We start from the raw sequence: 23,452 nt of genomic DNA, 5'->3' as shown, positions 1-23,452 counted from the left end.
CCGATTTGAGTAGGAAAGTCGCCATCAACTCCTCGACAAGTTGGGTGGCGAACCGTATGGCGTTCGAAGTCGGGATACTTCCAGTCAAACACGGAAAAGCCAGAAGGCCCGCGCCACACGGCCCGCCATAAAGCAAAACTGAAGCTACGACAGCCACAGTTCAATGGAGGGCATGCAAGCACCGCGTTGACAGTTTCCGGCTTCGACCCCGGGTCGCTGATTTGGCAGCGACGGGATAAAGCCTATCGGTCAGGCGCTTGCGGCGACAAGTCTACTCTGTGGACGCGCAGCGTAGGAAATTGGGCTTTTTGGGGGAGGCTGTGTCTGTAGGAAATGCCTGTTTTTGCATTGCTTGCAGCCAGGCTGCGTCTGAGGCGCGTTTTTTCATTTATTTATGGAGATTCATGCAACGAACTGCAGGTTTTATCCATGCTGATCGAATTTTCCGTTTCCAATTACCGCTCGTTCCGGGACAGGCAAACGCTGTCCATGGTCGCGAGCCCTCGGCTGAGCAAGGCGCGAAACGTCTTCAGCGCCGGCACGAGCACTGAAAAGCTCCCGGACCTGCTCAAGGTCGCCGCCATTTACGGACCCAACGCTTCTGGCAAATCGTCGCTAATTCGCGCAATGGGCATCGTCGGCAGATTGCTGGCGACACCCGCAGGCATCCATGGCGACGTACTACCGGTTGCATCCTTTCGCTTTGACGAGACGCTAAGAGAAGCGCCCAGCGTTTTTGAATACGACTTTGTTCAAAGCGGGTTGCGCTATCGATTCGTGCTCGGCTTGACAGCGCAGCGCATTGTCCATGAACAATTGCTCTGTTATCCAAAAGGAAAGGAAACCTTGCTCTACAACCGTCAAGTTGATTCCCTCGGTGAGCATTACACCTTTGGTAAAGCCCTTGAAGGCGGTAAGGACGTGCATTGTGCGTGGCGGCGTTTGACCAGTCCCAGGATGCTGTTTATTGCACAAGCCGTTACCCACAGCAGCGAAGAGCTGACGCAGTTGCGCGCACCATTTTGCTGGTTTCAAAGAGGTTTGCTGGTAGTCGAGCAGAGCAATATGCAGGGCCTCTCTACCGCATCGATTCGTTTTCTGCAGATGGTTGAAAGTCATACCAGTGATCTGCGTGATTTTCTCTGCGCTCTGGATATTCCGGTATCTGCGATCCAGCTCAGTTCGGAGCATTCCACTGCGCCTCCAGACAATCGAAAGATGACGTTGAAGGAGTTTATTGCCGCTGCGCAGGGAGACAAGTTGACCCTGACGCATGCCAGTATCTCAGGCGAGGCTGAATTCGATTTTGCCGAAGAATCGTGCGGCACCAAGAACCTGATCGGCTTCTGGTTGCCGTGGTTCATGATGAATCAGGCTGGCGGCAGCGGCGTTCTCTGTGTCGATGAATTGAACAGCAGTCTGCATCCTGAAATCGTCGGGGTCCTGATTGGCAAACATCTGGACAGCGGGCTGAATACTCAGTTGATTTTCACCACTCACGACACGCACTTGATGAATGAAAAGATTCTGCGGCGTGATCAGTTCTGGATTTCGGAGCGTGATGCATATGGCGCGACAAGTCTGTTTTCCGTGCACGACTTTGAGGGCCGGGAGAGTGAGGACGTCGAGAAGCGTTACTTCGAGGGACGCTATCGCGGACTGCCACTGATCAGGCAGGGCTGAAAATGGTGAGTTCGAGCAAGTCGTTTGATCGAAAAGCGTCACGCTTCAAACCACAGCCCAAAGTGCTGGTGCTCTGCGAGGACAGTAAGTCGGGAAAGCGTTATCTGGAGGAGGCCGCGTTTCACTTTCGGGCCCGGGCTCAGGTTGAGATCGTCCATTGCGGCGTGACACACCCGAGCGGTATCGTGGAGCGGGCGGTGATGCGGCAGAAGCGCTTTGACAAGGTATTTTGTGTGGTGGATCGCGATACACATCTGTGTTTCGAGCGCGCGTTGAATACAGCCAGATCGCATCCAAAAATCTACGTTATCGCATCGTATCCGTGTTTCGAGTTCTGGCTTCTTTTGCACTTTGGTTTCAGTCGCAAGCCATTCCGGGCCGTGGGGAAAAGCTCCCCAGGTGACCTGGTGAGCAAGTGCTTGAGGACGAAACCCGACATGGCGGGCTATGAGAAGGGTAGGGACATCAGTTATTTCACTCAGTTGCTGGGTGAGCCGTTCCAGCGGGCGAGAACGCTTGCGCCGAAAGTGCTTGAGGACGTCGCCGTCAGTGGTGAGCCCAATCCCAGTACGGAAATCCATTTGCTGATGGATGAGTTCGAGACCTTATCCAGGCCGCAACTGATCTAGCACCCTGCATCGTGCCCGCCTCCCTGCGCGCAGGTTGCTGATATTTAGCGACTCACCTTCCACGCATCCCCAGCCGGCGCCCTCCCATGGTCATACGGCTTGCCAATCCACATATAAATCAACCCCAAACCAATCACAATGGCCGTGCTCAACACCATCGCATAATTCACGTACCACGCCGCATCCGGCGTACGTGGCCAGGCCATGTTGATGATCGCGCCGACGCCATACACCAGCGCGCCGATGTTCACCGGCCAGCCCCACGCGCCGAGGGTGAATTTGCCGCTGGGTTTCCAGCCTTTCATACGCGCGTACAAAGCGGCCAGCACGATCATCTGGAACGCGAGGTAGATGCCGATGGCGGCGAAGCTGACGATGGTGGCCACGGCGTCTTGCAGGAAGAAGCCGAGGGCGATGATCAGGGCGGGCAGGACGCCGGACACGAACAGCGCGGCAACCGGCACCTGAGTGGTAGGAGAAATCTTTTTCAGCAGTCGGCTGCCGATGACCATTTCGTCGCGAGCGTAGGAATACAGCAGACGACTCGCCGCAGCCTGCAGGCTGATGACGCAGGAGATGAAGGAAATCATTACCACGCCCATCACCACTTTCGAGCCGACCGGGCCGAAGGCGTTGTTGAGGATGGTGGTGACCGGGTCCTTGTCGGTGCCGTTGATCACCGCTTGCATGTCCGGCACGGCGAGGATCAGCGCCAGGCAGGCGAACATCGCCGCGATGCCGCCGATGTAGATGGTCATGCGCATGGCCACCGGGATTTTTGCGCTGGGGTTCGGGGTTTCTTCGGCAACGTCGCCGCAGGCCTCGAAGCCGTAGTAGAGGAACATCCCCGCCAGCGAAGCGGTGAGGAACGCCGGCAGGTACGAGCCGTCGACGCGGATGTCGAAGGTGTTGAACAGCACGCTGATCGGCTGATGACGTTCGAAGATCAGCAGGTACACGCCAACGATCACCGCACCGATCAGTTCGCAGAGGAAGCCGAACATGGCGATACGCGCCAGCACTTTGGTGCCGCTCAGATTGACCAGCGTGGCGAACAGGGTCAGCACCAGCGCGATGACGATGTTGGTGTTGTTGCTCGGCTCAAACCCGAGCATCGCCGCCAGATACGGGCCGGCACCGACGGCCACCGCCGCGATGGTCACGCACAGGGCGATGGAGTAGATCCAGCCGACCATCCACGCCCATTTTTTGCCGACCAGACGTCGCGCCCATGGATAAACGCCGCCGGAAATCGGGAACTGTGAAACCACTTCGCCGAAGATCAGGCACACCAGCAACTGGCCGCAACCGACCAGCAAGTAAGCCCAGAACATCGGTGGCCCGCCGGCCGCGAGGCACAGGCCGAACAGGGTATAAACCCCCACGACCGGTGACAGATAGGTGAACCCTAAAGCGAAGTTTTCCCACAGGCTCATACTGCGGTTGAAGTTCGAGGTGTAGCCGAGTTTGCGCAGTTGTTCGGCATCGCTGTCGGCAACGGCGGCCGAGAGTTCGGGTGAGGCACTCATGTGTTTTACTCCGGGAAATCGGCAGATTTCGGATGGCCGAGGCCGTGGCGGGGCTTTGTGGGCACCGCCCGGGTCGGTAGTTATTGTTTTGGGATCCTGGTGGTGCGTAATGCCGGTTTCCTTCCTGAAACCGAGGTGACGCCTTCGCGAGCAAGCCCGCTCCCACCTTGGAATGCGTCCCCCTGTGGGAGCGGGCTTGCTCGCGAAGCTTTTAAAGGCTTAGTGCTTGAACATCACATGCCGAACCGTGGTGTAGTCCTCCAGCCCGTACATGGACATGTCCTTGCCATAGCCCGACAATTTCTGACCGCCATGGGGCATTTCGCTTACCAGCATGAAGTGCGTGTTGACCCAGGTGCAGCCGTACTGCAACCGCGCCGACAAGCGATGCGCGCGTCCGACATCCGCCGTCCACACCGAGGAGGCGAGGCCGTAGTCGGAGTCGTTGGCCCACTCCAGCGCCTGCGTTTCATCGGTGAACTTGGTTACTGACACCACCGGCCCGAACACTTCGCGGCGGACGATCTCGTCATCCTGCTGCGCGTCGGCCAGCACCGTCGGTTCGAAGAAGAAACCGTCGCCTTCCACAGCCTTGCCGCCGGTGATCAAGCGAATGTGCGACTGCGCCACGGCGCGTTCGACGAAAGCGGCCACGCGGTCGCGATGTTGCGCGGTGATCAGCGGCCCCAGCTCGGTCGACGGATCATCCTGCAAGCCGTATTTGATGCTGCTCACCGCCGCGCCGAGCTTCTCGACAAACTTGTCGTAGATGCCCTGCTGCGCGTAGATCCGGCACGCGGCGGTGCAGTCCTGTCCGGCGTTGTAGAAACCGAAGGTGCGGATGCCTTCAACGGCGGCATCGATGTCGGCGTCGTCGAAGATGATCACCGGGGCCTTGCCGCCCAGCTCCATGTGCATGCGTTTGACGCTGTCGGCGGTGCTGGAAATGATGTTCGAACCAGTGGCGATGGAGCCAGTCAGCGAGACCATGCGCACTTTAGGATGCGTGACCAACGGGCTGCCGACGGTAGGACCGCGACCGAATACCAGATTGAGTACACCGGCCGGGAAGATTTCCGACGCCAGTTCGGCCAGACGCAACGCGGTCAGCGGGGTCTGTTCCGACGGCTTGAGCACCACGGTGTTACCGGCGGCGAGGGCTGGGGCGATTTTCCAGGCGACCATCATCAACGGGTAGTTCCATGGCGCGATGGAGGCGATCACACCCACCGGGTCGCGGCGGATCATCGAGGTGTGGCCGGGCAGGTATTCGCCACCGGCCGAACCGCTCATGCAACGACTGGCGCCGGCGAAGAAACGGAACACATCGGCAATCGCCGGGATCTCGTCGTTCAGTGCGGCGCTGTAGGGTTTGCCGCAGTTGTCGGATTCGAGTTTGGCCAGTTCCTCGCCATGAGCTTCGATGGCGTCGGCGAGTTTGAGCAGCAGCAGCGAACGGTCTTTCGGCGTGGTTTGCGACCACTCGGCGAAGGCGTTGTCGGCGGCGCGCACGGCGGCGTCGACCTGGGCCTCGGAGGCTTCGTTGATCTCCACCAGTATGCTGCCGAGCGCCGGGTTGAGCACCGGTTGGGCCGGGCCTTCGCCGTTGACCAGGTGGCCATTGATCAAGAGTCTGGTTTGCATGTCTGTTGTCCTCACTAACACTTTTATTGTTCTGGCCGAATCGATAACCCTGTGGGAGCGAGCCTGCTCGCGAAAGCGGTGTGTCAGCCGACATCAATGCTGGATGTGTCGGCTTCTTCGCGAGCAGGCTCGCTCCCACAGGGGGATTTTGGTGTTTGTCAGATATTCATTTCCCACCACTGCCCGCGACACTCTCGCCACCCCGGGTCAGGTAATACGCGCCGAGAATCGGCAGCATGGTCACCATCATCACCAGCATGGCGACGACGTTGGTCACCGGCACATCCCGTGGGCGGCTGAGCTGGTTGAGCAGCCACAACGGCAACGTGCGCTCATGCCCGGCGGTGAACGTGGTGACGATGATTTCGTCGAACGACAGCGCAAAGGCGAGCATGCCGCCGGCCAACAGCGCGGAGCCGAGGTTCGGCAGGATGATGTAGCGGAAGGTCTGCCAACCGTCGGCACCCAGATCCATCGAGGCCTCGATCAAACTTTGCGAAGTACGCCGCAGACGGGCGATGACGTTGTTGTAGACGATCACCACGCAGAAGGTCGCGTGACCAACGATGATGGTGAACATCCCCGGCTCGATCCCCAGTGTCTTGAACGTCGCCAGCAGCGCGATCCCGGTGATGATCCCCGGCAGCGCGATCGGCAAAATCAGCATCAGCGAAATGCCCTGCTTGCCGAAGAAATCGCGGCGGTACAACGCTGCCGAAGCCAGCGTACCGAGCACCATCGCGATCAAGGTGGCGATGGCGGCAATCTGCAGCGAAAGCTTGATCGCCTCCAGCACATCCGGCCGCGAAAACGCCACGCTGAACCAGTGCAGGGTGAAGCCCTTCGGCGGAAAGCTGAACGCGGCTTCCTCGATGTTGAAGGAGTAAAGAAAGATGATCAGGATCGGGAAGTGCAGAAACACCAACCCGCCCCAGGCGGCAATGCGCAGGCCCAGTGAAGCGCGCTCAGAGTGCATCGAAGGCCCCCAGTCGTTTGACGATGGACAGGTAAACCGCGATCAACACAATCGGCACCAACGTGAACGCTGCGGCCATCGGCATGTTGCCGATCGCACCTTGCTGCGCGTAGACCATGCTGCCGACGAAGTAGCCCGGCGGGCCCACCAGTTGCGGCACGATGAAATCGCCCAGGGTCAGCGAAAACGTGAAGATCGAGCCGGCAGCAATCCCCGGAATCGACAACGGCAAAATCACCTGCATGAAGGTCTGGCGCGGCCTGGCGCCGAGGTCGGCGGAGGCCTGCAGCAGTGACGGCGGCAGACGTTCCAGCGAAGCCTGAATCGGCAGGATCATGAACGGCAGCCAGATGTAGACGAACACCATGAACCGCCCCAGATGCGAGGTCGACAGGGTGCTGCCGCCCACCCCGGGAATCCCCAGAATGAACTGCAACACCGGCTCCAGTCCCAAATGTTGCACGAACCACTGCGCGACACCGCCCTTGGCCAGCAGCAACGTCCAGGCGTAGGCCTTGACGATGTAACTGGCCCACATCGGCAGCATCACCGCGATGTAGAAAAACGCCTTGGTCTTGCCCGTGGTATAGCGCGCCATGTAGTAGGCAATCGGGAACGCGACGATGGCGCTGGCGATCGACACGACGATGGCCATGCTCAGCGTGCGCAGGATGATGTCGAAGTTCGACGGCTGAAACAGCGCGGCAAAATTCGCCAGTGTCAGGTCAGGGGTGACCGCCATGGTGAAGTCGTCAAAGGTGTAGAACCCCTGCCACAACAGCACCAGCAACGAGCCGAGGTAGATCGCGCCGAACCACAGCAACGGCGGCACCAGCAGCAGCGACAGATACAGATTCGGCTTGCGATAGAGCAGGTTGGAAAACCGGCGCAAGGGCGGTGCTTGGGTCATTGCGAGCGTGCTCATGTCAGACCCCGCTCGCCACGGTGTCGTGCAGTGGAATCATCGCTTCCCGCGCCCAGCGTGCGCTCAGGCGCTGGCCGGTCTGGTGTTGTGCGCTGCTGTCGATCCACTGATTGTTGGCGTGGCTGATGCTCAGGGTCTGGCCGTTTTCCAGCGTCAGTTCATAGCGCGTGGCGCTGCCCTGATACTGGATGTCGTGGAGCAGACCGCTGACTTCGATTTCATGGCTGGCGAGCGGCCCTTCGGCGAAACGCACGTGTTCGGGGCGAATCGAAAACGGCTGCGGATGGCCGCTGAGCTGGCGGGCCAGATCGCCGCGAATCACGTTCGAGGTGCCGACGAATTCGGCGACGAACGTGGTGGTGGGTTTCATGTACAGATTGCGCGGGGTGTCGACCTGTTCGATGCGGCCCTTGTTGAATACAGCGACGCGATCGGACATCGACAGCGCCTCGGTCTGGTCGTGAGTGACGAAGATGAAAGTGATGCCGAGCTGGCGTTGCAGCTTCTTCAGTTCACTCTGCATCTGCTCGCGCAGTTTCAGGTCGAGTGCGCCCAACGGTTCATCAAGCAACAGCACGCGTGGACGATTGACCAAGGCGCGGGCGAGGGCGACACGCTGGCGCTGACCGCCGGACAACTGCACCGGTTTGCGTGCGCCATAACCGCCGAGGGCGACCATGGCCAACGCCTCTTCGGCGCGCTTGTGGCGCTCGGTTTTGCTCACGCCTTTGACCTTCAATCCATAGGCGACGTTGTCCAGCACGTTCATGTGCGGGAACAGTGCGTAATCCTGGAAGACGGTATTCACATCACGTTGATACGGCGGCAGACCGGCGGCTTCGGCGCCGTGAATGCGGATCGAGCCGGCGCTCGGTTGTTCGAATCCGGCGATCAGGCGCAGGCAGGTGGTCTTGCCCGAGCCGGAAGGGCCGAGCATGGAAAAGAACTCGCCGTCCTGGATGTCGATGGAAACCCGGTCAACGGCCTTCACCTCGCCGAACTGCCGGGAAACGTTGGTGAACTGGACTGCAAGCGTCATGGTGCGGTGCTCCAAAAAGGCGTGGGCCGTCGCAGCGGTCCTCGCCTGGACTTCTGAAAAAACTGAAACATCTAACGGTGAATGCGATCCGCTTTTAGCTCCCTCTCCCTCCGGGAGAGGGCGGGGGGTGAGGGTGGCCTCATTGGCCGTCGCCCTTCAATCAAGAGCAAAGTCAAAAGCCACCCCCTCACCCCAGCCCTCTCCCCCAGGGGGGAGAGGGAGTTAGACCAAGTTGCTCTCGGGCTTACCTGCCGCCCATGATCGCAATGTAGTCCTGAGTCCAGCGGCTATAAGGCACGAACTTGCCGCCCTCGGCTTGCGGGGTTTTCCAGAAGGCGATCTTGTCGAACTGGTCGAAGCCATTGGTCTTGCAACCCTCGGCGCCGAGCAGTTCGCTCTCTTTGCACGCCGCGGGCACGGCTGGCAGCGAACCAAACCACGCCGCCACGTCACCCTGGACTTTCGGCTGCAACGACCAGTCCATCCACTTGTACGCGCAGTTCGGATGCTTGGCTTCGGCGTGCAGCATGGTGGTGTCGGCCCAACCGGTAGCGCCTTCTTTCGGGATGGTCGACGCGATCGGCTGCTTCTCGTTGATCAGGCCGTTGACCTGATACGGCCAGGCGCTCGACGCCACCACGCCTTCGTTCTTGAAGTCGCTCATTTGTACCGTGGTGTCGTGCCAGTAGCGGTGAATCAATGGCTGCTGCGCGCGCAGCAGATCGAGCACGGCCTTGTACTGCGCTTCGGTGAGTTGATACGGATCCTTGATCCCCAGCTCAGGTTTGGCGGTCTTCAGGTACAGCGCCGCGTCGGCGATGTAGATCGGGCCGTCATAGGCCTGCACGCGACCCTTGTTCGGTTTGCCGTCGGGGAAATTCTGCGCGTCGAACAGGACGTTCCAGCTGGTCGGCGGCGTCTTGAACACGTTGGTGTTGTACATCAGCACGTTCGGACCCCACTGATACGGGGTGCCGTAGGTCTGGTTGTTGACCACATACCACGGCGCATCTTTCAGCCGTGGGTCGAGGGTGTTCCAGTTCGGGATCAACGCGGTGTTGATCGGTTGTACGCGCTTGCCGACGATCAACCGCAGCGAGGCATCGCCCGAAGCGGTGACCAGATCGTAACCACCCTTGGCCATCAGGCTGACCATCTCGTCGGAGGTGGCGGCAGTCTTCACATTGACCTTGCAGCCGGTTTCCTTCTCGAAACCGCTCACCCAGTCGTAGGCCTTGTCGCTCTCGCCACGTTCGATGTAACCCGGCCAGGCGACAATATCCAGCTGACCTTCGCCGGCGCCGACAGCCTTCAGCGGCTCGGCAGCTTGCAGGCTGGCGCTGGCCAGCAAGGCTGTGGTGATTGCACTGAACAGTGCGGTCTTGTGCACGAACATGGTTGAACCCTCTTCTTTAAATTATGGTCGGGGCAGTTGTGAACGCGGTGAAGCCATGCCGTTTTGCGGCTTGTTATTAGCGTAGTCAGAGATGCTGGCCGTGGCGGGCCATGATGTGCCGCACCACGCTGTAGTCCTGCAGCGAATCACTGGATAAGTCTTTGCCGTATCCGGAGCGTTTCAGCCCGCCGTGGGGCATTTCGCTGACCAGCATGAAATGGCTGTTGATCCAGGTGCAGCCGTACTGCAAGCGGGCGGCGACCTGCATTGCCTTGTCCAGATTCTGCGTCCACACCGACGAGGCGAGGCCGTATTCGGAATCGTTGGCCCAGTCCACGGCTTGCGCGAGTTCGTCGAAGCGGGTCACGGTCACCACCGGGCCGAACACTTCGCGCTGGACGATTTCATCGCTCTGCTTGCAACCGGCCAGCAACGTCGGTTGGTAGAAGAATCCGGCGCCGGAATGCACCGCCGCGCCGGTCACCCGCTCGATGTGCGGCTGGCCGAGTGCGCGCTCGACGAAACTGGCGACGCGGTCGCGCTGGCGGGTGCTGATCAGCGGGCCGATCTCGTTGTCGGCATCGCGCTTGCCGGCGAAGCGCAGGCTGCTGACTGCTGCGCCGAGTTCGGCGATCAGTTTGTCGTGAATCCCGGCCTGGGCGTAGATGCGGCACGCCGCGGTGCAATCCTGCCCGGCGTTGTAGTAACCGTAGGTGCGCACGCCGTCGACCACCGCTTGAATGTCGGCGTCGTTGCAGACGATCACCGGGGCCTTACCGCCAAGCTCCAAGTGTGTGCGTTTCAGGGTTTTCGCTGCAGCCTGGAGAATCTTCTGCCCGGTGACGATATCGCCGGTCAGCGACACCATGCGCACTTTCGGATGGCCAACAAGGTGGCTGCCGACGCCTTCACCGCCACCGCAGATGATGTTGATCACCCCGCGCGGCAGGATCTCGGCGAGTGCTGGCGCCAGTGCGAGGATCGACAGCGGTGTGTGTTCCGACGGCTTGAACACCAGCGTATTGCCGGCGGCGAGGGCCGGGGCGATTTTCCACGCGGCCATCATGATCGGGTAGTTCCACGGCGCAATCGACGCCACCACGCCAATCGGATCGCGACGCACCATGCTGGTGTAACCCGGCAGGTACTCGCCACTGAGCTGACCGGTCTGGCAGCGCACGGCACCAGCGAAGAAGCGGAACACGTCGACGGTGGCGGTCAGATCGTCCTGCCGCGCCAGGTGCAGCGGCTTGCCGCAGTTCAGCGCTTCGAGGCGGGCGAGGTAATCGGCGTGTTTTTCGACGGCGTTGGCGATGTCCAGCAGCAGACTGGAACGTTGTTGCGGCGTGGTGCGCGACCATTCGGCAAAGGCGCGGTGGGCGGCGAGAATCGCGGTTTCGACCTGCTCGGTGCTGGCCTCGGCGATGTGGGTGAGGATTTCACCGCTGGCCGGGTTGAGGATCGGTTCGACAAAACCCTGCCCGGCGACCAGTTCGCCGTCGATCAACAACGCGGTACACATCGGGGTCTGCACGCCAGCCATTTTCCGCGATCTCTTTTCTTGTGTGGTCATTGTGGCTCCCGTGCCCGGGAGCCGACCGTCTTATAGATGCAGCAAGACTAGTGCGCGGCTCCGAGGTCGACAAATTCTAAATACTGAAGGTGGCATTCGATTAAATAGATGGCTTGCGTCCGCCGTGCGGTTGTTCGCGGGCCACAGTCAAAAACGGGTCGACCAGAGCGGGACGTGCAGTACCGCGGCGCCAGGCCAGACCGACATCGAGGGTCTGGTTGAGGTCGGCAATCGGCCGCGCTTCGATGATGTCGCCCTCCAGTGACCATGGGCGATAAGTCATGTCCGGCTGGATCGACACACCCAAACCCGCCGCCACCAGACTTCGCACCGCCTCGGTGGATGCGGTTCTGAGAGTGATCTTCGGTTGCAGCCCGGCACCGCGCCACAAGCGCTGGGCATTGCGATCCATCTCGTCGACGTTCAGTTGAATCAGCGGCTCGCGAGCGACGTCGGCGAGGTTGATGCTGTCGTGTTCCAGCAGCGGATGCTGGGCCGGCAGCCACAGACGGTGCGGTGAGTGGGTCAGCACTTCGGTCTGCAGGGCGTGGCGGTCTTCGAGGTTGGACAGGATCAGCACGCCGACATCGATCTCGCCGCTGACCAGCAAATGCTCGATGTACGGCCGCTCGTCCTCCATCACCCGGATCTCGACATTGGGATAGGCACGCTGGAACCGGGTGAGCAAATCGGCGAGGTAATAACCGGCGACCAGGCTGGTTACGCCGACGATCAACTGACCGGCGACCTGATCGGTGCTCTGTTGCAGGCTGCGCTTGGCGTTGTCTACGGTGGCCAGAATCAGGTGCGCCTGGCGCAGGAACTGGTGGCCCTGGTGAGTCAGGGTCATGCCCTTGGCGTGGCGGTTGAACAGGCTGACGCCGATTTCCTCTTCCAGTTGCTGAATCGCCAGGGTCAGGGTCGATTGGGAAATAAACGCGGTTTGCGCGGCGGCGGAAATCGAGCCGGTCTCGGCCACCGCGATGAAGTGACGGATCTGACGCAGGGTCATCATGAGGAGGGTACCCGGTGGGCGGTTTTTATAGATTGGCCTGAGTGTATATCTATTTTCGCGAAGGGCTGTTGCAGGCGGAGCAACATCTGGAAGCACACTCGCAAGCAGGGGCGGGGCACTTTCGAACTAGGCTGAGGGCCTGATAGATCCGGATAACCCCTGTTTTGGAGGCGGAATATGAACACCCGTGGATTGCTCGATCAACTACTCAAGTCTGGCCAGGATCTGTTGCAGAACAAGGCCGGTGGCGCGCAGAACAAACCCGCGGCTGGCGGGCTGGGCGGTTTGCTGGGTGGGTCTTCAGGCTCCGGAGCGCTGGGCGGCCTGCTCTCGGGGGCGGGCGGTGGTGCTCTGGCGGCCGGGGCCATGGGCCTGCTGCTCGGCAGCAAAAAGGCGCGCAAGGTCGGCGGCAAAGTTGCGGTCTACGGTGGCCTCGCTGCCCTTGGTGTGCTGGCCTATAAGGCTTACGGCAACTGGAACGCCCAGAAAGGCACCGCCCCACAAACCGAACCGCAGACCCTGGATCGACTGCCACCGGCGCAAGCCGAACAACACAGCCAGGCCATTCTCAAGGCGCTGGTCGCCGCCGCCAAGGCTGACGGCCACATTGATGACCGCGAACGCCAGTTGATCGAAGGCGAGTTCACCAAACTCGACAACGATCAGGAGCTACAGCACTGGCTCCACGCCGAACTCAACAAACCCCTCGATCCCGCAGATGTCGCCCGCGCCGCCAGCACCCCCGAAATGGCGGCGGAAATGTACATCGCCAGCGTGATGCTGGTGGATGAGGAGAGCTTTATGGAAAAGGCGTATCTGGAGGAGTTGGCCAAGCAACTGAAGCTGGAGCCGGGGTTGAAGGTGGAGCTGGAGAAGCAGGTGCGCCTGGCATCGCAATAGAACTGCCTGAGCACGGTATTCATGTAGGAGCTGCGGTACGCTGCGATCTTTTGATTTTTTAAGCCAACAGCAAAAGATCGCAGCGTGCCGCAGCTCCTACAAGGTTTTGGGCCAGACGCCGAAGCCTGCTCGCGATTGCGTTTTCAGCCTCCCTTCCATAGCAATGGCCGATCCAGCGCCCCTTTTTGCCATTCCATCACTGGCACGCCAGCCCCGGATTGTCGGACAGTCCCACCCCAGAGCCTTCCCGCGAACCAAGTCGGGCCGGCCCGAGGGTTAAAAAGCGTCTTATAAATGAAACACCGCCCTCGGCTATACTCCCCGCATTTCGACTTAGGCACGAGGAATCACTGTGAAGAACTGGACGTTGCGCCAACGCATTTTGGCGAGCTTTGCGGTGATTATCGCGATCATGTTGCTGATGGTCGTTGTCTCGTATTCACGCTTGCTGAAGATCGAGGCCAGTGAAAGCAGCGTGCGTGACGACGCGGTTCCCGGCGTCTATTACAGCTCGATGATCCGCGGGGCGTGGGTTGACAGCTATCTGCAGACCCAGGAACTGCTCGGCCTCAAGGAAGGGCAGGGCATCAGCAGCGAAGACGCGGCGGACTACAAGGCATTCGAGACGCGCCTGCAAGAGCAGATGGCCAACTACCGCAACACCGTCACCACCGACGAGGACCGGGTCGAGTTCGCTGCGTTCGAGAAGGATCACGACACCTACATGCAGATCCAGGATCAGGTGCTCGACTTGCACAAGCGCAACCTGGAAGCCGACGCGGTCAAGCTGTTCACCGAGAAGCTGACCCCGGCCTGGTACACCGGCCGCATGAAACTCAACGACATCATCGGCGAAAACAAGCGGGTCGCTGATCAGGCCATGGCCAACATCGACGAGGCAGTGGCGGCGGCCAAGGTCAGCATGTTCGTCTCGCTGCTGGTGGCCGTGCTCGCAGCCGGCGCCTGCGGTCTGTTGCTGATGCGCGCGATCATGGCGCCGATGAACCGCATCGTGAAAATCCTCGAAATCATGCGTACCGGCGACTTGAGCAGCCGTCTGAATCTGGATCGCAAGGACGAGTTCGGCGCGGTGGAAACCGGCTTCAACGACATGATGACCGAGCTGACTTCGCTGGTGTCCCAGGCCCAACGCTCCTCGGTGCAGGTGACCACTTCGGTGACCGAAATTGCCGCCACCTCCAAGCAGCAACAGGCCACCGCCACCGAAACCGCGGCCACCACCACCGAAATCGGCGCGACCTCACGTGAAATCGCCGCCACCTCGCGGGATCTGGTGCGCACCATGACCGAAGTGTCCACCGCCGCCGATCAGGCCTCGGTACTCGCCGGTTCCGGCCAGCAAGGCCTGGCGCGCATGGAAGACACCATGCACTCGGTGATGGGCGCAGCCGATCTGGTCAATGCCAAACTGGCGATCCTCAACGAGAAGGCCGGCAACATCAATCAGGTGGTGGTGACCATCGTCAAGGTCGCCGATCAGACCAACCTGCTGTCGCTCAACGCTGCCATCGAGGCCGAGAAGGCCGGCGAGTACGGGCGTGGTTTTGCCGTGGTCGCCACCGAAGTACGGCGTCTGGCGGATCAGACCGCCGTCGCCACTTACGACATTGAGCAGATGGTCCGCGAAATCCAGTCGGCGGTGTCTGCCGGCGTGATGGGCATGGACAAGTTCTCCGAAGAAGTGCGCCGGGGCATGGCCGAAGTGCAGCAGGTCGGCGAGCAACTGTCGCAGATCATCCATCAGGTGCAGGCGCTGGCGCCGCGGGTGCTGATGGTCAACGAAGGCATGCAGGCCCAGGCCACCGGTGCCGAACAGATCAACCATGCGCTGGTGCAGTTGGGCGACGCTAGCAGCCAGACCGTCGAGTCGCTGCGTCAGGCCAGTTTCGCCATCGACGAACTGAGCCAGGTGGCCGTCGGGCTGCGCAGCGGCGTTTCGCGATTCAAAGTCTGATGAGCGAAGTCACCGCCAAACGCAGCGCTGCGCCGGTGGCGAAGCAGGCGTTGTTCCTGCTGTTTCGCATCGGCAGCGAGCGTTACGCCTTGCGCGCCACCGAGGTGGCGGAAGTGTTGCCGCGCCTGCCGTTGAAGCCGATTGCCCAAGCGCCGAACTGGGTCGCCGGGGTGTTCGCCTATCGCGGTGCGGTGGTACCGGCCATCGACCTCAGCGCGCTGACTTTCGGCCATCCCGCCGAGGCGCGCACCAGTACGCGGCTGGTGCTGGTGCATTACCGTCCGGATGAACAGCAGCCGTCGCGCTGGCTCGGGCTGATCCTTGAGCAGGCGACCGACACCCTGCGCTGCAATCCCGAGGATTTTCAGCCGTATGGCCTGGACAATCGTCAGGCACCGTACCTCGGCCCGGTGCGCGAAGACGCCCAAGGGCTGGTGCAATGGGTACGGGTCAACGACCTGCTGGATGACGCGGTGCGCAGCCTGCTGTTCCCCGCGCCGCATGAGGCGCAGGCATGAGCAGTGATCAGCGTTTTTTCGATTTCCTCAAGGAACGCATCGGCCTGGATGTCACTTCGGTGGGGCCGGCGATCATCGAGCGCGCGGTGCGCCAACGCACCACGCTCTCGCAGGCGGCGCACAGCGATGAATACTGGCAACTGCTGCAGGGTTCGCGGGACGAACAGCAGGCGTTGATCGAAGCGGTGATCGTTCCCGAAACCTGGTTTTTCCGTTATCCGGAATCCTTCGCCACCCTTGGCAAGCTGGCGCGCAAGCGGCTGGACGAATTGAACAACATGCGCGCGCTGCGCATTCTCAGCCTGCCGTGCTCCACCGGTGAAGAACCCTATTCGATTGCCATGGCCTTGCTTGATGCCGGCCTCAAACCGCACCAGTTCAAGGTCGACGGCATGGACGTCAGCCCGCTGTCGGTGGACAAGGCGCGACGGGCGCTGTACGGCAAGAACTCGTTTCGGGGGCAGGATCTGGATTTTCGCGAGCGTCATTTCACCGCCGAGCAGGACGGCCATCGGGTCAGCGAAGCGGTGCGTGAGCAGGTGCGCCTGCAGGCCGGCAATGTGCTGGATCCGACGCTGCTGGCGGGTGAGCCGCCGTTCGATTTTGTGTTCTGCCGCAACCTGCTGATCTATTTCGACCAGCCGACCCAGAAGCAAGTCTTCGAAGTGCTCAAGCGTCTTACGCACATTGATGGCGTGTTGTTCATCGGCCCGGCCGAGGGCAGTCTGCTCGGGCGCCTGGGCATGCGCTCGATCGGCATCCCGCAGTCGTTTGCCTTCAGTCGACACGCTGAACCCATGCCCGAACCTGTGGCATTGCCGACCCCGACCCCTTTGCCGGTGCGCCAACCGCTGCGCAGTCCGCCGCCAGTATCGCCGCCGGTGCGTCCGCGGCCGTTTGCCAGCGTTGCATCGTTGCCCGTCAACAGCAAAAGCGCCAACCCGGACGCGGCGACCTTGCTCGCCAACATCGCCGCGCTGGCCAACGAAGGCAAAAGCGCCGAGGCCCGCGCGGCATGCGAGCAGTATCTGCGCAGTCACGAACCGGTGGCGCAGGTGTTCTATTGGCTCGGTCTGCTCAGCGATGTTGCCGGTGCCGCGCTCGAAGCCCAGAGTCATTACCGCAAGGCCTTGTACCTTGAACCGCAACACCCCGAAGCGTTGATGCACCTGGCCGCCTTGCTGCAGGCCCAGGGCGACAGCGCCGGTGCCAGACGATTGCAGGAACGTGCCGCCCGCAGCGGCCGCACCGCCGACAGTGAGCGTAAACGATGATCCCGTCCGACACCTTGAACGTCACCCACGAAGACGCCCGGGCCATCGATGATTGCTGGAACCGTATCGGTATTCATGGCGACAAGTCGTGCCCGTTGCTGGCCGAGCATATTCACTGCCGCAACTGCGCGGTGTATTCCGCCGCCGCTACGCGCCTGCTGGACCGTTATGCATTGCAGCAGGACGAACGCGATCCGGTCGCCGTGGCGGTCGAAACCGATGTGAAAACCCGTTCGCTGCTGATGTTCCGCCTCGGCGAGGAATGGCTGGGGCTGGCCACCCGCAGTCTGGTGGAGGTAGCGCCGCTGCAGGCGATTCACTCGCTGCCGCACCAGCGTTCGCGGGCCTTGCTCGGCGTGGCGAACGTGCGCGGCGCGCTGGTTGCGTGCCTGTCGCTGGTCGAGTTGCTCGACCTTGATGGCAACGCCGCACCGGCCACTGGCGCGCGGATCATGCCGCGCATGCTGATCATCGCCGCCCACGGCGGACCGGTGGTGGTGCCGGTGGATGAGGTCGACGGCATCCACGCCATCGATGAAAAAATTCTCGACGCCGCGTCGCGTGCCGGCGGTGAGCACAACAGCACGGCCAGCGCCAAATACACCCGTGGTGTCCTGCAATTCCGGGGGCGCAGCCTGCGTTGGCTGGATGAAGAACAGCTGCTGTCCGCCGTGACCCGGAGCCTCACATGACCCCCGAGCAAATGCGCGACGCCTCGCTGCTGGAGTTGTTCAGCCTGGAAGCCGAGGCCCAGACCCAGGTGCTCAGCAGCGGGCTGCTGGCGCTGGAGCGTAATCCGACTCAGGCCGACTATCTGGAATCGTGCATGCGTGCGGCGCATTCGCTCAAGGGCGCGGCGCGGATCGTCGGCATCGACAGCGGTGTCAGCGTCGCCCATGTGATGGAAGATTGCCTGGTCAGCGCGCAGGAGGGGCGGCTGTTGCTGCGTCCCGAGCACATCGATGCGTTGTTGCAGGGCACCGATCTGTTGATGCGCATCGCCACGCCGGCCAATGCTCCGCAAGCGCCGGACATCGAAGCGTATGTGGCGTTGATGGGGCGCCTGCTTGACCCTTCGGCACCGCCCGCAGTCGCGCCACCGCCAATGGCCGAATTGCAGATGCAGGCGCCGCCGCCTGCACCAATTGAAACCCCGGCGCCCGTGATCGATACAGCGCTGGAAACCTCCGATCCGGCACCGCGCAAGAACAAGCGCACCACCGAGGGCGGCGAGCGCGTGCTGCGGGTCACCGCCGAACGCCTGAACAGCCTGCTCGACCTGTCGAGTAAATCGCTGGTCGAAACCCAGCGCCTCAAGCCGCATCTGGCGACCATGCAGCGTCTCAAACGCATGCAGAATAATGGCCTGCGGGCACTGGAAAGCCTCAACGTGCATCTCAAGGAACATGCGCTGAGCCTTGAGGCCCAGGAAGCCCTTGAAGATGCGCGGCGCTTGCTGGCCGAGTCTCAGCAATTGCTCGCGGAAAAGAACGCCGAGCTCGACGAGTTCGCCTGGCAAGCCAGCCAGCGCGCCCAAGTGCTCTACGACACCGCGCTGGCCTGCCGCATGCGCCCGTTTGCCGACGTGCTCACCGGTCAGGTGCGCATGGTTCGAGACCTGGGGCGCAGCCTCGGCAAACAGGTAAGGCTGGAGATCGAAGGCGAGAAGACCCAGGTCGATCGCGACGTGCTGGAAAAGCTCGAAGCGCCGCTGACTCATTTGCTACGCAACGCGGTCGATCACGGCATCGAAACCCCGGAACAACGCTTGCTCAAGGGTAAGTCCGAAGAAGGCCTGATCCGCCTGCGTGCCTCGCATCAGGCCGGTTTGCTGGTGCTGGAGTTGAGCGATGACGGCAATGGCGTCGATCTGGAAAAGGTCCGCCGCAGCATCGTTGAACGCCAATTGTCACCGGCAGAAACTGCCGCGCAGTTGAGCGAAGAAGAACTGCTGACCTTCCTGTTCTTGCCGGGTTTCAGCCTGCGCGACACGGTGACCGAAGTGTCCGGGCGTGGCGTCGGTCTTGATGCGGTGCAGCACATGGTGCGGCAACTGCGCGGCGCGGTGGTGCTGGAGCAGACGGCAGGCGAGGGCAGCCGCTTTCATCTGGAAGTGCCGCTGACCCTGTCGGTGGTGCGCAGTCTGGTGGTCGAAGTCGGCGAGGAGGCTTATGCGTTTCCGCTGGCGCATATCGAACGCATGTGCGATCTGGAGCCACAGGACATCGTGCAGATCGAGGGCCGTCAGCATTTCTGGCACGAAGGTCGGCATGTCGGGCTGGTCGCGGCCAGTCAGTTGCTGAATCGTCCGGCCAGTCAGAGCAGCGGTGAAACCCTCAAGGTCGTGGTGATCCGCGAGCGTGACGCGGTCTACGGGGTGGCGGTCGAGCGGTTTGTCGGCGAGCGCACGCTGGTGGTGCTGCCGCTGGATGAGCGACTGGGCAAGGTTCAGGATATTTCCGCCGGGGCGCTGCTCGACGACGGTTCGGTGGTGCTGATCGTCGATGTCGAAGACATGCTGCGCTCGGTGGACAAACTGCTCAACACCGGGCGTCTCGAGCGCATTGCCCGCCATGGCAATCAGGCCGCCGAAGTGGCGCGCAAACGGATTCTGGTGGTCGATGACTCGCTGACCGTACGCGAGTTGCAACGCAAGTTGCTGCTCAATCGCGGCTACGACGTGGCGGTCGCGGTAGACGGCATGGACGGCTGGAACGCGCTGCGTTCGGAGGACTTCGATTTGCTGATCACCGACATCGACATGCCGCGCATGGATGGCATCGAACTGGTCACCCTGTTGCGCCGCGACAACCGCCTGCAATCGCTGCCGGTGATGGTGGTCTCGTACAAGGATCGTGAAGAGGACCGGCGTCGTGGACTGGACGCTGGCGCCGACTATTATTTAGCCAAGGCCAGTTTTCATGACGACGCCCTGCTTGATGCAGTGGTTGAGCTCATTGGAGGAGCGCGGGCATGAAAATCGCAATCGTCAACGACATGCCCCTGGCGGTGGAGGCTTTGCGCCGTGCGCTGGCCTTCGAGCCGGCGCATCAGGTGGTCTGGGTCGCCAACAACGGCGCCGAGGCGGTGCGGTTGTGCGCCGAAAACACCCCGGATCTGATCCTGATGGACCTGATCATGCCGGTCATGGATGGCGTCGAGGCCACGCGACGGATCATGGCCGAAACCCCGTGCGCGATCGTTATCGTCACGGTCGACCGTCAGCAGAACGTGCACCGGGTCTTCGAAGCCATGGGCCACGGCGCGCTGGACGTGGTCGATACCCCGGCCATTGGTGCGGGGAACGCGCAGGAAGCGGCGGCGCCGTTGCTGCGCAAGATCCTCAACATCGGCTGGCTGATCGGCGAGAAAACCCCGCGCTCGCGCCCGGTGCCGACGCCCCACCGCAGTTCGGCGTCGTGCAAGCGGCTGGTGGCGATCGGCTCGTCTGCCGGCGGACCGGCCGCGCTGGAAGTCCTGCTCAAGGGCCTGCCACGCCATTTCTCGGCCGCTATCGTGCTGGTGCAGCACGTGGATCAGGTGTTTGCCGCGGGCATGGCCGAATGGCTGGCCAGCGCCAGTGGCCTCGATGTACGCCTGGCCCGCGAGGGCGAGCCACCGCAGGCCGGCGCGGTGCTGCTGGCCGGCACCAACCACCATATTCGTTTATTGAAAAACGGCACGCTGGCCTACACCGCCGAGCCGGTCAACGAGATCTACCGGCCTTCGATCGACGTGTTTTTCGAAAGTGTCGCCAGCTATTGGAACGGTGATGCCATCGGGGTTTTATTGACCGGGATGGGACGCGACGGGGCGCAAGGGCTTAAGCTCATGCGCCAGCAGGGTTATCTGACCATCGCGCAGGATCAGCAAAGCAGTGCGGTGTACGGCATGCCCAAGGCAGCAGCGGCGATCGATGCGGCCGTCGAAATCCGTCCACTGGAAAAGATAGCGCCACGATTGCTGGAGGTTTTCCCCAAATGAACAGGCTATTCCGCAATCCTGGCCCCCGCAGTACTCAGGTGACCGCCCATGAATGATTTACAGATCGACGACATTAAAACCGACGAAAACGCCGCCATGGTGTTGTTGGTGGACGATCAAGCGATGATCGGCGAAGCCGTGCGCCGTGGGCTGTCGAATGAAGAGAACATCGACTTCCACTTTTGCTCCGACCCGCACCAGGCCATCGCCCAGGCGGTACGGATCAAGCCGACGGTGATTCTGCAGGACCTGGTGATGCCCGGCCTCGACGGCCTGAGCCTGGTGCGCGAATACCGCAATCATCCGGCGACCAAGGACATCCCGATCATCGTGCTGTCGACCAAGGAAGACCCGCTGATCAAGAGCGCGGCGTTCTCGGCCGGGGCCAACGACTATCTGGTGAAACTGCCGGACACCATCGAACTGGTGGCGCGCATCCGCTATCACTCGCGCTCCTACATGACCCTGCTGCAGCGGGATGCGGCGTACCGTGCGTTGCGCGTCAGCCAGCAGCAATTGCTCGACACCAACCTGGTGCTGCAACGGCTGATGAATTCCGACGGCCTGACCGGGCTGTCGAACCGCCGGCACTTCGACGAGTACCTGGAGCTGGAATGGCGCCGCTCGCTGCGCGACCAAAGCCAGTTGTCGTTGCTGATGATCGACGTCGATTACTTCAAGTCCTACAACGACAGCTTCGGCCACGTCGAAGGCGACGAGGCGCTACGCAAGGTCGCCACAGCGATCCGCGACGCCAGCGCCCGACCGTCGGACCTGCCGGCCCGCTACGGCGGTGAAGAGTTTGCGCTGGTGCTGCCGAACACCTCGCCGGGCGGCGCACGCCTGGTGGCGGAGAAACTGCGCCAGACCGTGGCGGCGCTGAAAATTCCGCACAACACCCCGGGCGACGGGGCGAGCCTGACCATCAGCATCGGCCTGGCGACCATGGTGCCGCAGGCGGGCAGCGATTGCCGGCTGCTGATTTCGGCGGCGGATCGCGGGTTGTATCTGGCGAAAAACAACGGGCGTAATCAGGTGGGTATCGAATAGGTCTCTCGAACCTGCAAATCCCCTGTGGGAGCGGGCTTGCTCGCGAAGGCGGAGTATCACTCGACATCAATGCTTAATGACACACCGCCTTCGCGAGCAAGCCCGCTCCCACAGAGGATGCGCACCAGGCGATGTCAAGTGAATCGCCTTAACAGCCGCCAGACGGGCTGCCGTGACAGCGTGATTACGTTATACTCGCCGGCTTTCAAAAGTTCGCCAACGAGTGCTGCCCGTCATGGAAATCAACCCGATCCTGAACACCATCAAGGACCTGTCCGAGCGCTCCGAAACTATTCGGGGGTATCTTTGACTACGATCAAAAGCATGAGCGTCTGATCGAAGTCAATCGCGAGCTTGAAGATCCTGCAGTCTGGAACAAACCTGAATACGCCCAGGAACTGGGCCGCGAGCGAGCATCGCTGGCGCAGATCGTCGACACCCTGGATGAGCTGTCCAGTGGTCTGGCCGATTCCCGCGAGCTGCTCGACATGGCTGTTGAAGAAAACGACGAAGGCGCGGTAAACGACGTCGTTGAATTGCTTCAAGGGCTTGAAGAGTCACTGGCCAAGCTTGAATTCCGCCGCATGTTCAGCCACGAGATGGACCCGAACAACGCCTACCTGGACATCCAGGCCGGCTCCGGCGGCACCGAGGCCCAGGACTGGGCCAACATCCTGCTGCGCATGTACCTGCGCTGGGCCGACAAACGCGGTTTCGACGCGACCATCATGGAGCTGTCGGCCGGTGAAGTCGCCGGTATCAAAGGCGCGACCGTGCACATCAAGGGTGAATACGCCTTTGGCTGGCTGCGCACCGAGATCGGCGTGCACCGTCTGGTACGCAAGAGCCCGTTCGACTCCGGCAACCGTCGCCATACCTCGTTCTCTGCGGTTTTCGTCTCGCCAGAGATCGACGACAAGGTCGAAATCGAAATCAACCCGGCAGACCTGCGGATCGACACCTATCGTTCCTCCGGTGCCGGTGGTCAGCACGTAAACACCACCGACTCGGCCGTACGTATCACCCACGTACCGACCAACACCGTGGTCAGCTGCCAGAACGAACGTTCCCAGCACGCCAACAAGGACACCGCCATGAAAATGCTGCGGGCCAAGTTGTACGAGCAGGAAATGCAGAAGCGCAACGCCGCCTCGCAAGCGCTGGAAGACACCAAGTCGGACATCGGCTGGGGTCACCAGATCCGTTCGTACGTGCTCGATGCGTCGCGGATCAAGGACCTGCGCACCAACATCGAACGCAGCGACTGCGACAAGGTACTCGACGGCGACATCGACGAATACCTGGAAGCCAGCCTGAAATCGGGGCTGTAAAAGACGCAATA

Annotated in this window: 19 protein-coding genes; 11 read left to right on the top strand and 8 right to left on the bottom strand. The window is 61.5% G+C overall.

What is annotated here, in order from left to right; genetic code table 11:
* Positions 1-429 precede the first annotated feature (429 nt).
* Together ACM6I7_RS15130 and ACM6I7_RS15125 are read left to right on the top strand one after the other, a co-directional pair.
* Complete coding sequence (locus ACM6I7_RS15130; protein ID WP_097086382.1) at positions 430-1,683, top strand: AAA family ATPase; 1,254 nt, start codon at positions 430-432, stop codon at positions 1,681-1,683.
* A gap of 2 nt (positions 1,684-1,685) precedes the next feature.
* Complete coding sequence (locus ACM6I7_RS15125) at positions 1,686-2,312, top strand: RloB family protein (RefSeq protein ID WP_285375377.1); 627 nt, start codon at positions 1,686-1,688, stop codon at positions 2,310-2,312.
* A 44-nt stretch (positions 2,313-2,356) separates the two neighbouring features.
* Here the strand turns inward: ACM6I7_RS15125 and ACM6I7_RS15120 are convergent, their stop codons facing one another.
* The 8 genes from ACM6I7_RS15120 to ACM6I7_RS15085 all read right to left on the bottom strand — a co-directional run bounded on the left by ACM6I7_RS15120 (position 2,357) and on the right by ACM6I7_RS15085 (position 12,409).
* On the bottom strand, positions 2,357-3,841 hold the full coding sequence (locus ACM6I7_RS15120; RefSeq protein WP_414888812.1) for an APC family permease: 1,485 nt from the start codon (positions 3,839-3,841) through the stop codon (positions 2,357-2,359).
* Positions 3,842-4,060: 219 nt separating this feature from the next.
* Complete coding sequence (locus tag ACM6I7_RS15115; RefSeq protein WP_414888811.1) at positions 4,061-5,485, bottom strand: gamma-aminobutyraldehyde dehydrogenase; 1,425 nt, start codon at positions 5,483-5,485, stop codon at positions 4,061-4,063.
* A 166-nt stretch (positions 5,486-5,651) separates the two neighbouring features.
* Positions 5,652-6,461 carry an ABC transporter permease gene (locus tag ACM6I7_RS15110; protein WP_285375369.1) on the bottom strand — a complete coding sequence of 270 codons (810 nt, stop codon included), beginning with the start codon at positions 6,459-6,461 and terminating at the stop codon, positions 5,652-5,654.
* Positions 6,451-7,386, bottom strand: a complete 936-nt coding sequence (locus ACM6I7_RS15105) for an ABC transporter permease (RefSeq protein WP_096795795.1) — start codon at positions 7,384-7,386, stop codon at positions 6,451-6,453. The genes ACM6I7_RS15110 and ACM6I7_RS15105 overlap by 11 nt, the downstream gene beginning before the upstream one ends.
* 1 nt (position 7,387) lies before the next feature.
* Complete coding sequence (locus ACM6I7_RS15100; RefSeq protein WP_098967401.1) at positions 7,388-8,425, bottom strand: ABC transporter ATP-binding protein; 1,038 nt, start codon at positions 8,423-8,425, stop codon at positions 7,388-7,390.
* Between the two features lie 244 nt (positions 8,426-8,669).
* Positions 8,670-9,821, bottom strand: coding sequence for a putative ABC transporter substrate-binding protein YdcS (gene ydcS / locus ACM6I7_RS15095; protein WP_115988133.1), 1,152 nt, complete (start codon positions 9,819-9,821; stop codon positions 8,670-8,672).
* An 85-nt stretch (positions 9,822-9,906) separates the two neighbouring features.
* Positions 9,907-11,364, bottom strand: a complete 1,458-nt coding sequence (locus ACM6I7_RS15090) for a gamma-aminobutyraldehyde dehydrogenase (protein WP_285375567.1) — start codon at positions 11,362-11,364, stop codon at positions 9,907-9,909.
* Between the two features lie 130 nt (positions 11,365-11,494).
* Positions 11,495-12,409, bottom strand: coding sequence for a LysR family transcriptional regulator (locus ACM6I7_RS15085; protein ID WP_007954670.1), 915 nt, complete (start codon positions 12,407-12,409; stop codon positions 11,495-11,497).
* A 177-nt stretch (positions 12,410-12,586) separates the two neighbouring features.
* Here ACM6I7_RS15085 and ACM6I7_RS15080 point away from each other — a divergent pair, with 177 nt between their 5' ends.
* From ACM6I7_RS15080 to prfB, 9 genes are all read left to right on the top strand, one after another.
* A complete protein-coding gene (locus tag ACM6I7_RS15080) occupies positions 12,587-13,309 on the top strand; it encodes a tellurite resistance TerB family protein (RefSeq protein WP_183785734.1) in 723 nt (240 codons plus the stop codon).
* 352 nt (positions 13,310-13,661) lie between these two features.
* Entirely contained in the window at positions 13,662-15,284 is a 1,623-nt protein-coding gene (locus tag ACM6I7_RS15075) for a methyl-accepting chemotaxis protein (RefSeq protein ID WP_098967409.1), read from the top strand.
* Positions 15,284-15,802 carry a chemotaxis protein CheW gene (locus tag ACM6I7_RS15070; RefSeq protein ID WP_096795801.1) on the top strand — a complete coding sequence of 173 codons (519 nt, stop codon included), beginning with the start codon at positions 15,284-15,286 and terminating at the stop codon, positions 15,800-15,802. The genes ACM6I7_RS15075 and ACM6I7_RS15070 overlap by 1 nt, the downstream gene beginning before the upstream one ends.
* Positions 15,799-17,076, top strand: a complete 1,278-nt coding sequence (locus ACM6I7_RS15065) for a CheR family methyltransferase (RefSeq protein WP_346650986.1) — start codon at positions 15,799-15,801, stop codon at positions 17,074-17,076. Before ACM6I7_RS15070 ends, ACM6I7_RS15065 begins: the two co-directional genes overlap by 4 nt.
* Positions 17,073-17,768 carry a chemotaxis protein CheW gene (locus ACM6I7_RS15060; RefSeq protein ID WP_007964201.1) on the top strand — a complete coding sequence of 232 codons (696 nt, stop codon included), beginning with the start codon at positions 17,073-17,075 and terminating at the stop codon, positions 17,766-17,768. The genes ACM6I7_RS15065 and ACM6I7_RS15060 overlap by 4 nt, the downstream gene beginning before the upstream one ends.
* Complete coding sequence (locus ACM6I7_RS15055) at positions 17,765-20,053, top strand: hybrid sensor histidine kinase/response regulator (protein WP_414888810.1); 2,289 nt, start codon at positions 17,765-17,767, stop codon at positions 20,051-20,053. Before ACM6I7_RS15060 ends, ACM6I7_RS15055 begins: the two co-directional genes overlap by 4 nt.
* Complete coding sequence (locus ACM6I7_RS15050) at positions 20,050-21,060, top strand: chemotaxis response regulator protein-glutamate methylesterase (protein WP_007964205.1); 1,011 nt, start codon at positions 20,050-20,052, stop codon at positions 21,058-21,060. Before ACM6I7_RS15055 ends, ACM6I7_RS15050 begins: the two co-directional genes overlap by 4 nt.
* 48 nt (positions 21,061-21,108) lie before the next feature.
* Complete coding sequence (locus tag ACM6I7_RS15045) at positions 21,109-22,110, top strand: diguanylate cyclase domain-containing protein (RefSeq protein WP_025112221.1); 1,002 nt, start codon at positions 21,109-21,111, stop codon at positions 22,108-22,110.
* Between the two features lie 235 nt (positions 22,111-22,345).
* Positions 22,346-23,441 (top strand): peptide chain release factor 2 gene (prfB, locus tag ACM6I7_RS15040; protein ID WP_096795805.1). Its coding sequence is split into 2 segments (ribosomal slippage): positions 22,346-22,417 and positions 22,419-23,441, totalling 1,095 coding nucleotides; the frame shifts between segments, so codons are not numbered across the junction.
* Positions 23,442-23,452 lie beyond the last annotated feature (11 nt).

The sequence above is a fragment of the Pseudomonas sp. IT-93MI4 genome (assembly GCF_949767635.1).
Classification (GTDB): domain Bacteria; phylum Pseudomonadota; class Gammaproteobacteria; order Pseudomonadales; family Pseudomonadaceae; genus Aquipseudomonas; species Aquipseudomonas putida_A.
This window is presented reverse-complemented; position numbering and strand designations above follow the sequence as displayed.

Coding starts and splice junctions, on each gene's coding strand:
- ACM6I7_RS15100 (WP_098967401.1), bottom strand. CDS start 8,425: ATGACGCTTGCAGTCCAGTTCACCAACGTTTCCCGGCAGTTCGGCGAG.
- ACM6I7_RS15045 (WP_025112221.1), top strand. CDS start 21,109: ATGAATGATTTACAGATCGACGACATTAAAACCGACGAAAACGCCGCC.
- ACM6I7_RS15055 (WP_414888810.1), top strand. CDS start 17,765: ATGACCCCCGAGCAAATGCGCGACGCCTCGCTGCTGGAGTTGTTCAGC.
- ACM6I7_RS15090 (WP_285375567.1), bottom strand. CDS start 11,364: ATGGCTGGCGTGCAGACCCCGATGTGTACCGCGTTGTTGATCGACGGC.
- ACM6I7_RS15085 (WP_007954670.1), bottom strand. CDS start 12,409: ATGATGACCCTGCGTCAGATCCGTCACTTCATCGCGGTGGCCGAGACC.
- ACM6I7_RS15115 (WP_414888811.1), bottom strand. CDS start 5,485: ATGCAAACCAGACTCTTGATCAATGGCCACCTGGTCAACGGCGAAGGC.
- ACM6I7_RS15110 (WP_285375369.1), bottom strand. CDS start 6,461: ATGCACTCTGAGCGCGCTTCACTGGGCCTGCGCATTGCCGCCTGGGGC.
- ACM6I7_RS15065 (WP_346650986.1), top strand. CDS start 15,799: ATGAGCAGTGATCAGCGTTTTTTCGATTTCCTCAAGGAACGCATCGGC.
- ACM6I7_RS15125 (WP_285375377.1), top strand. CDS start 1,686: ATGGTGAGTTCGAGCAAGTCGTTTGATCGAAAAGCGTCACGCTTCAAA.
- ACM6I7_RS15120 (WP_414888812.1), bottom strand. CDS start 3,841: ATGAGTGCCTCACCCGAACTCTCGGCCGCCGTTGCCGACAGCGATGCC.
- ACM6I7_RS15070 (WP_096795801.1), top strand. CDS start 15,284: ATGAGCGAAGTCACCGCCAAACGCAGCGCTGCGCCGGTGGCGAAGCAG.
- ACM6I7_RS15080 (WP_183785734.1), top strand. CDS start 12,587: ATGAACACCCGTGGATTGCTCGATCAACTACTCAAGTCTGGCCAGGAT.
- ACM6I7_RS15130 (WP_097086382.1), top strand. CDS start 430: ATGCTGATCGAATTTTCCGTTTCCAATTACCGCTCGTTCCGGGACAGG.
- ACM6I7_RS15050 (WP_007964205.1), top strand. CDS start 20,050: ATGAAAATCGCAATCGTCAACGACATGCCCCTGGCGGTGGAGGCTTTG.
- ydcS (WP_115988133.1), bottom strand. CDS start 9,821: ATGTTCGTGCACAAGACCGCACTGTTCAGTGCAATCACCACAGCCTTG.
- ACM6I7_RS15105 (WP_096795795.1), bottom strand. CDS start 7,386: ATGAGCACGCTCGCAATGACCCAAGCACCGCCCTTGCGCCGGTTTTCC.
- ACM6I7_RS15060 (WP_007964201.1), top strand. CDS start 17,073: ATGATCCCGTCCGACACCTTGAACGTCACCCACGAAGACGCCCGGGCC.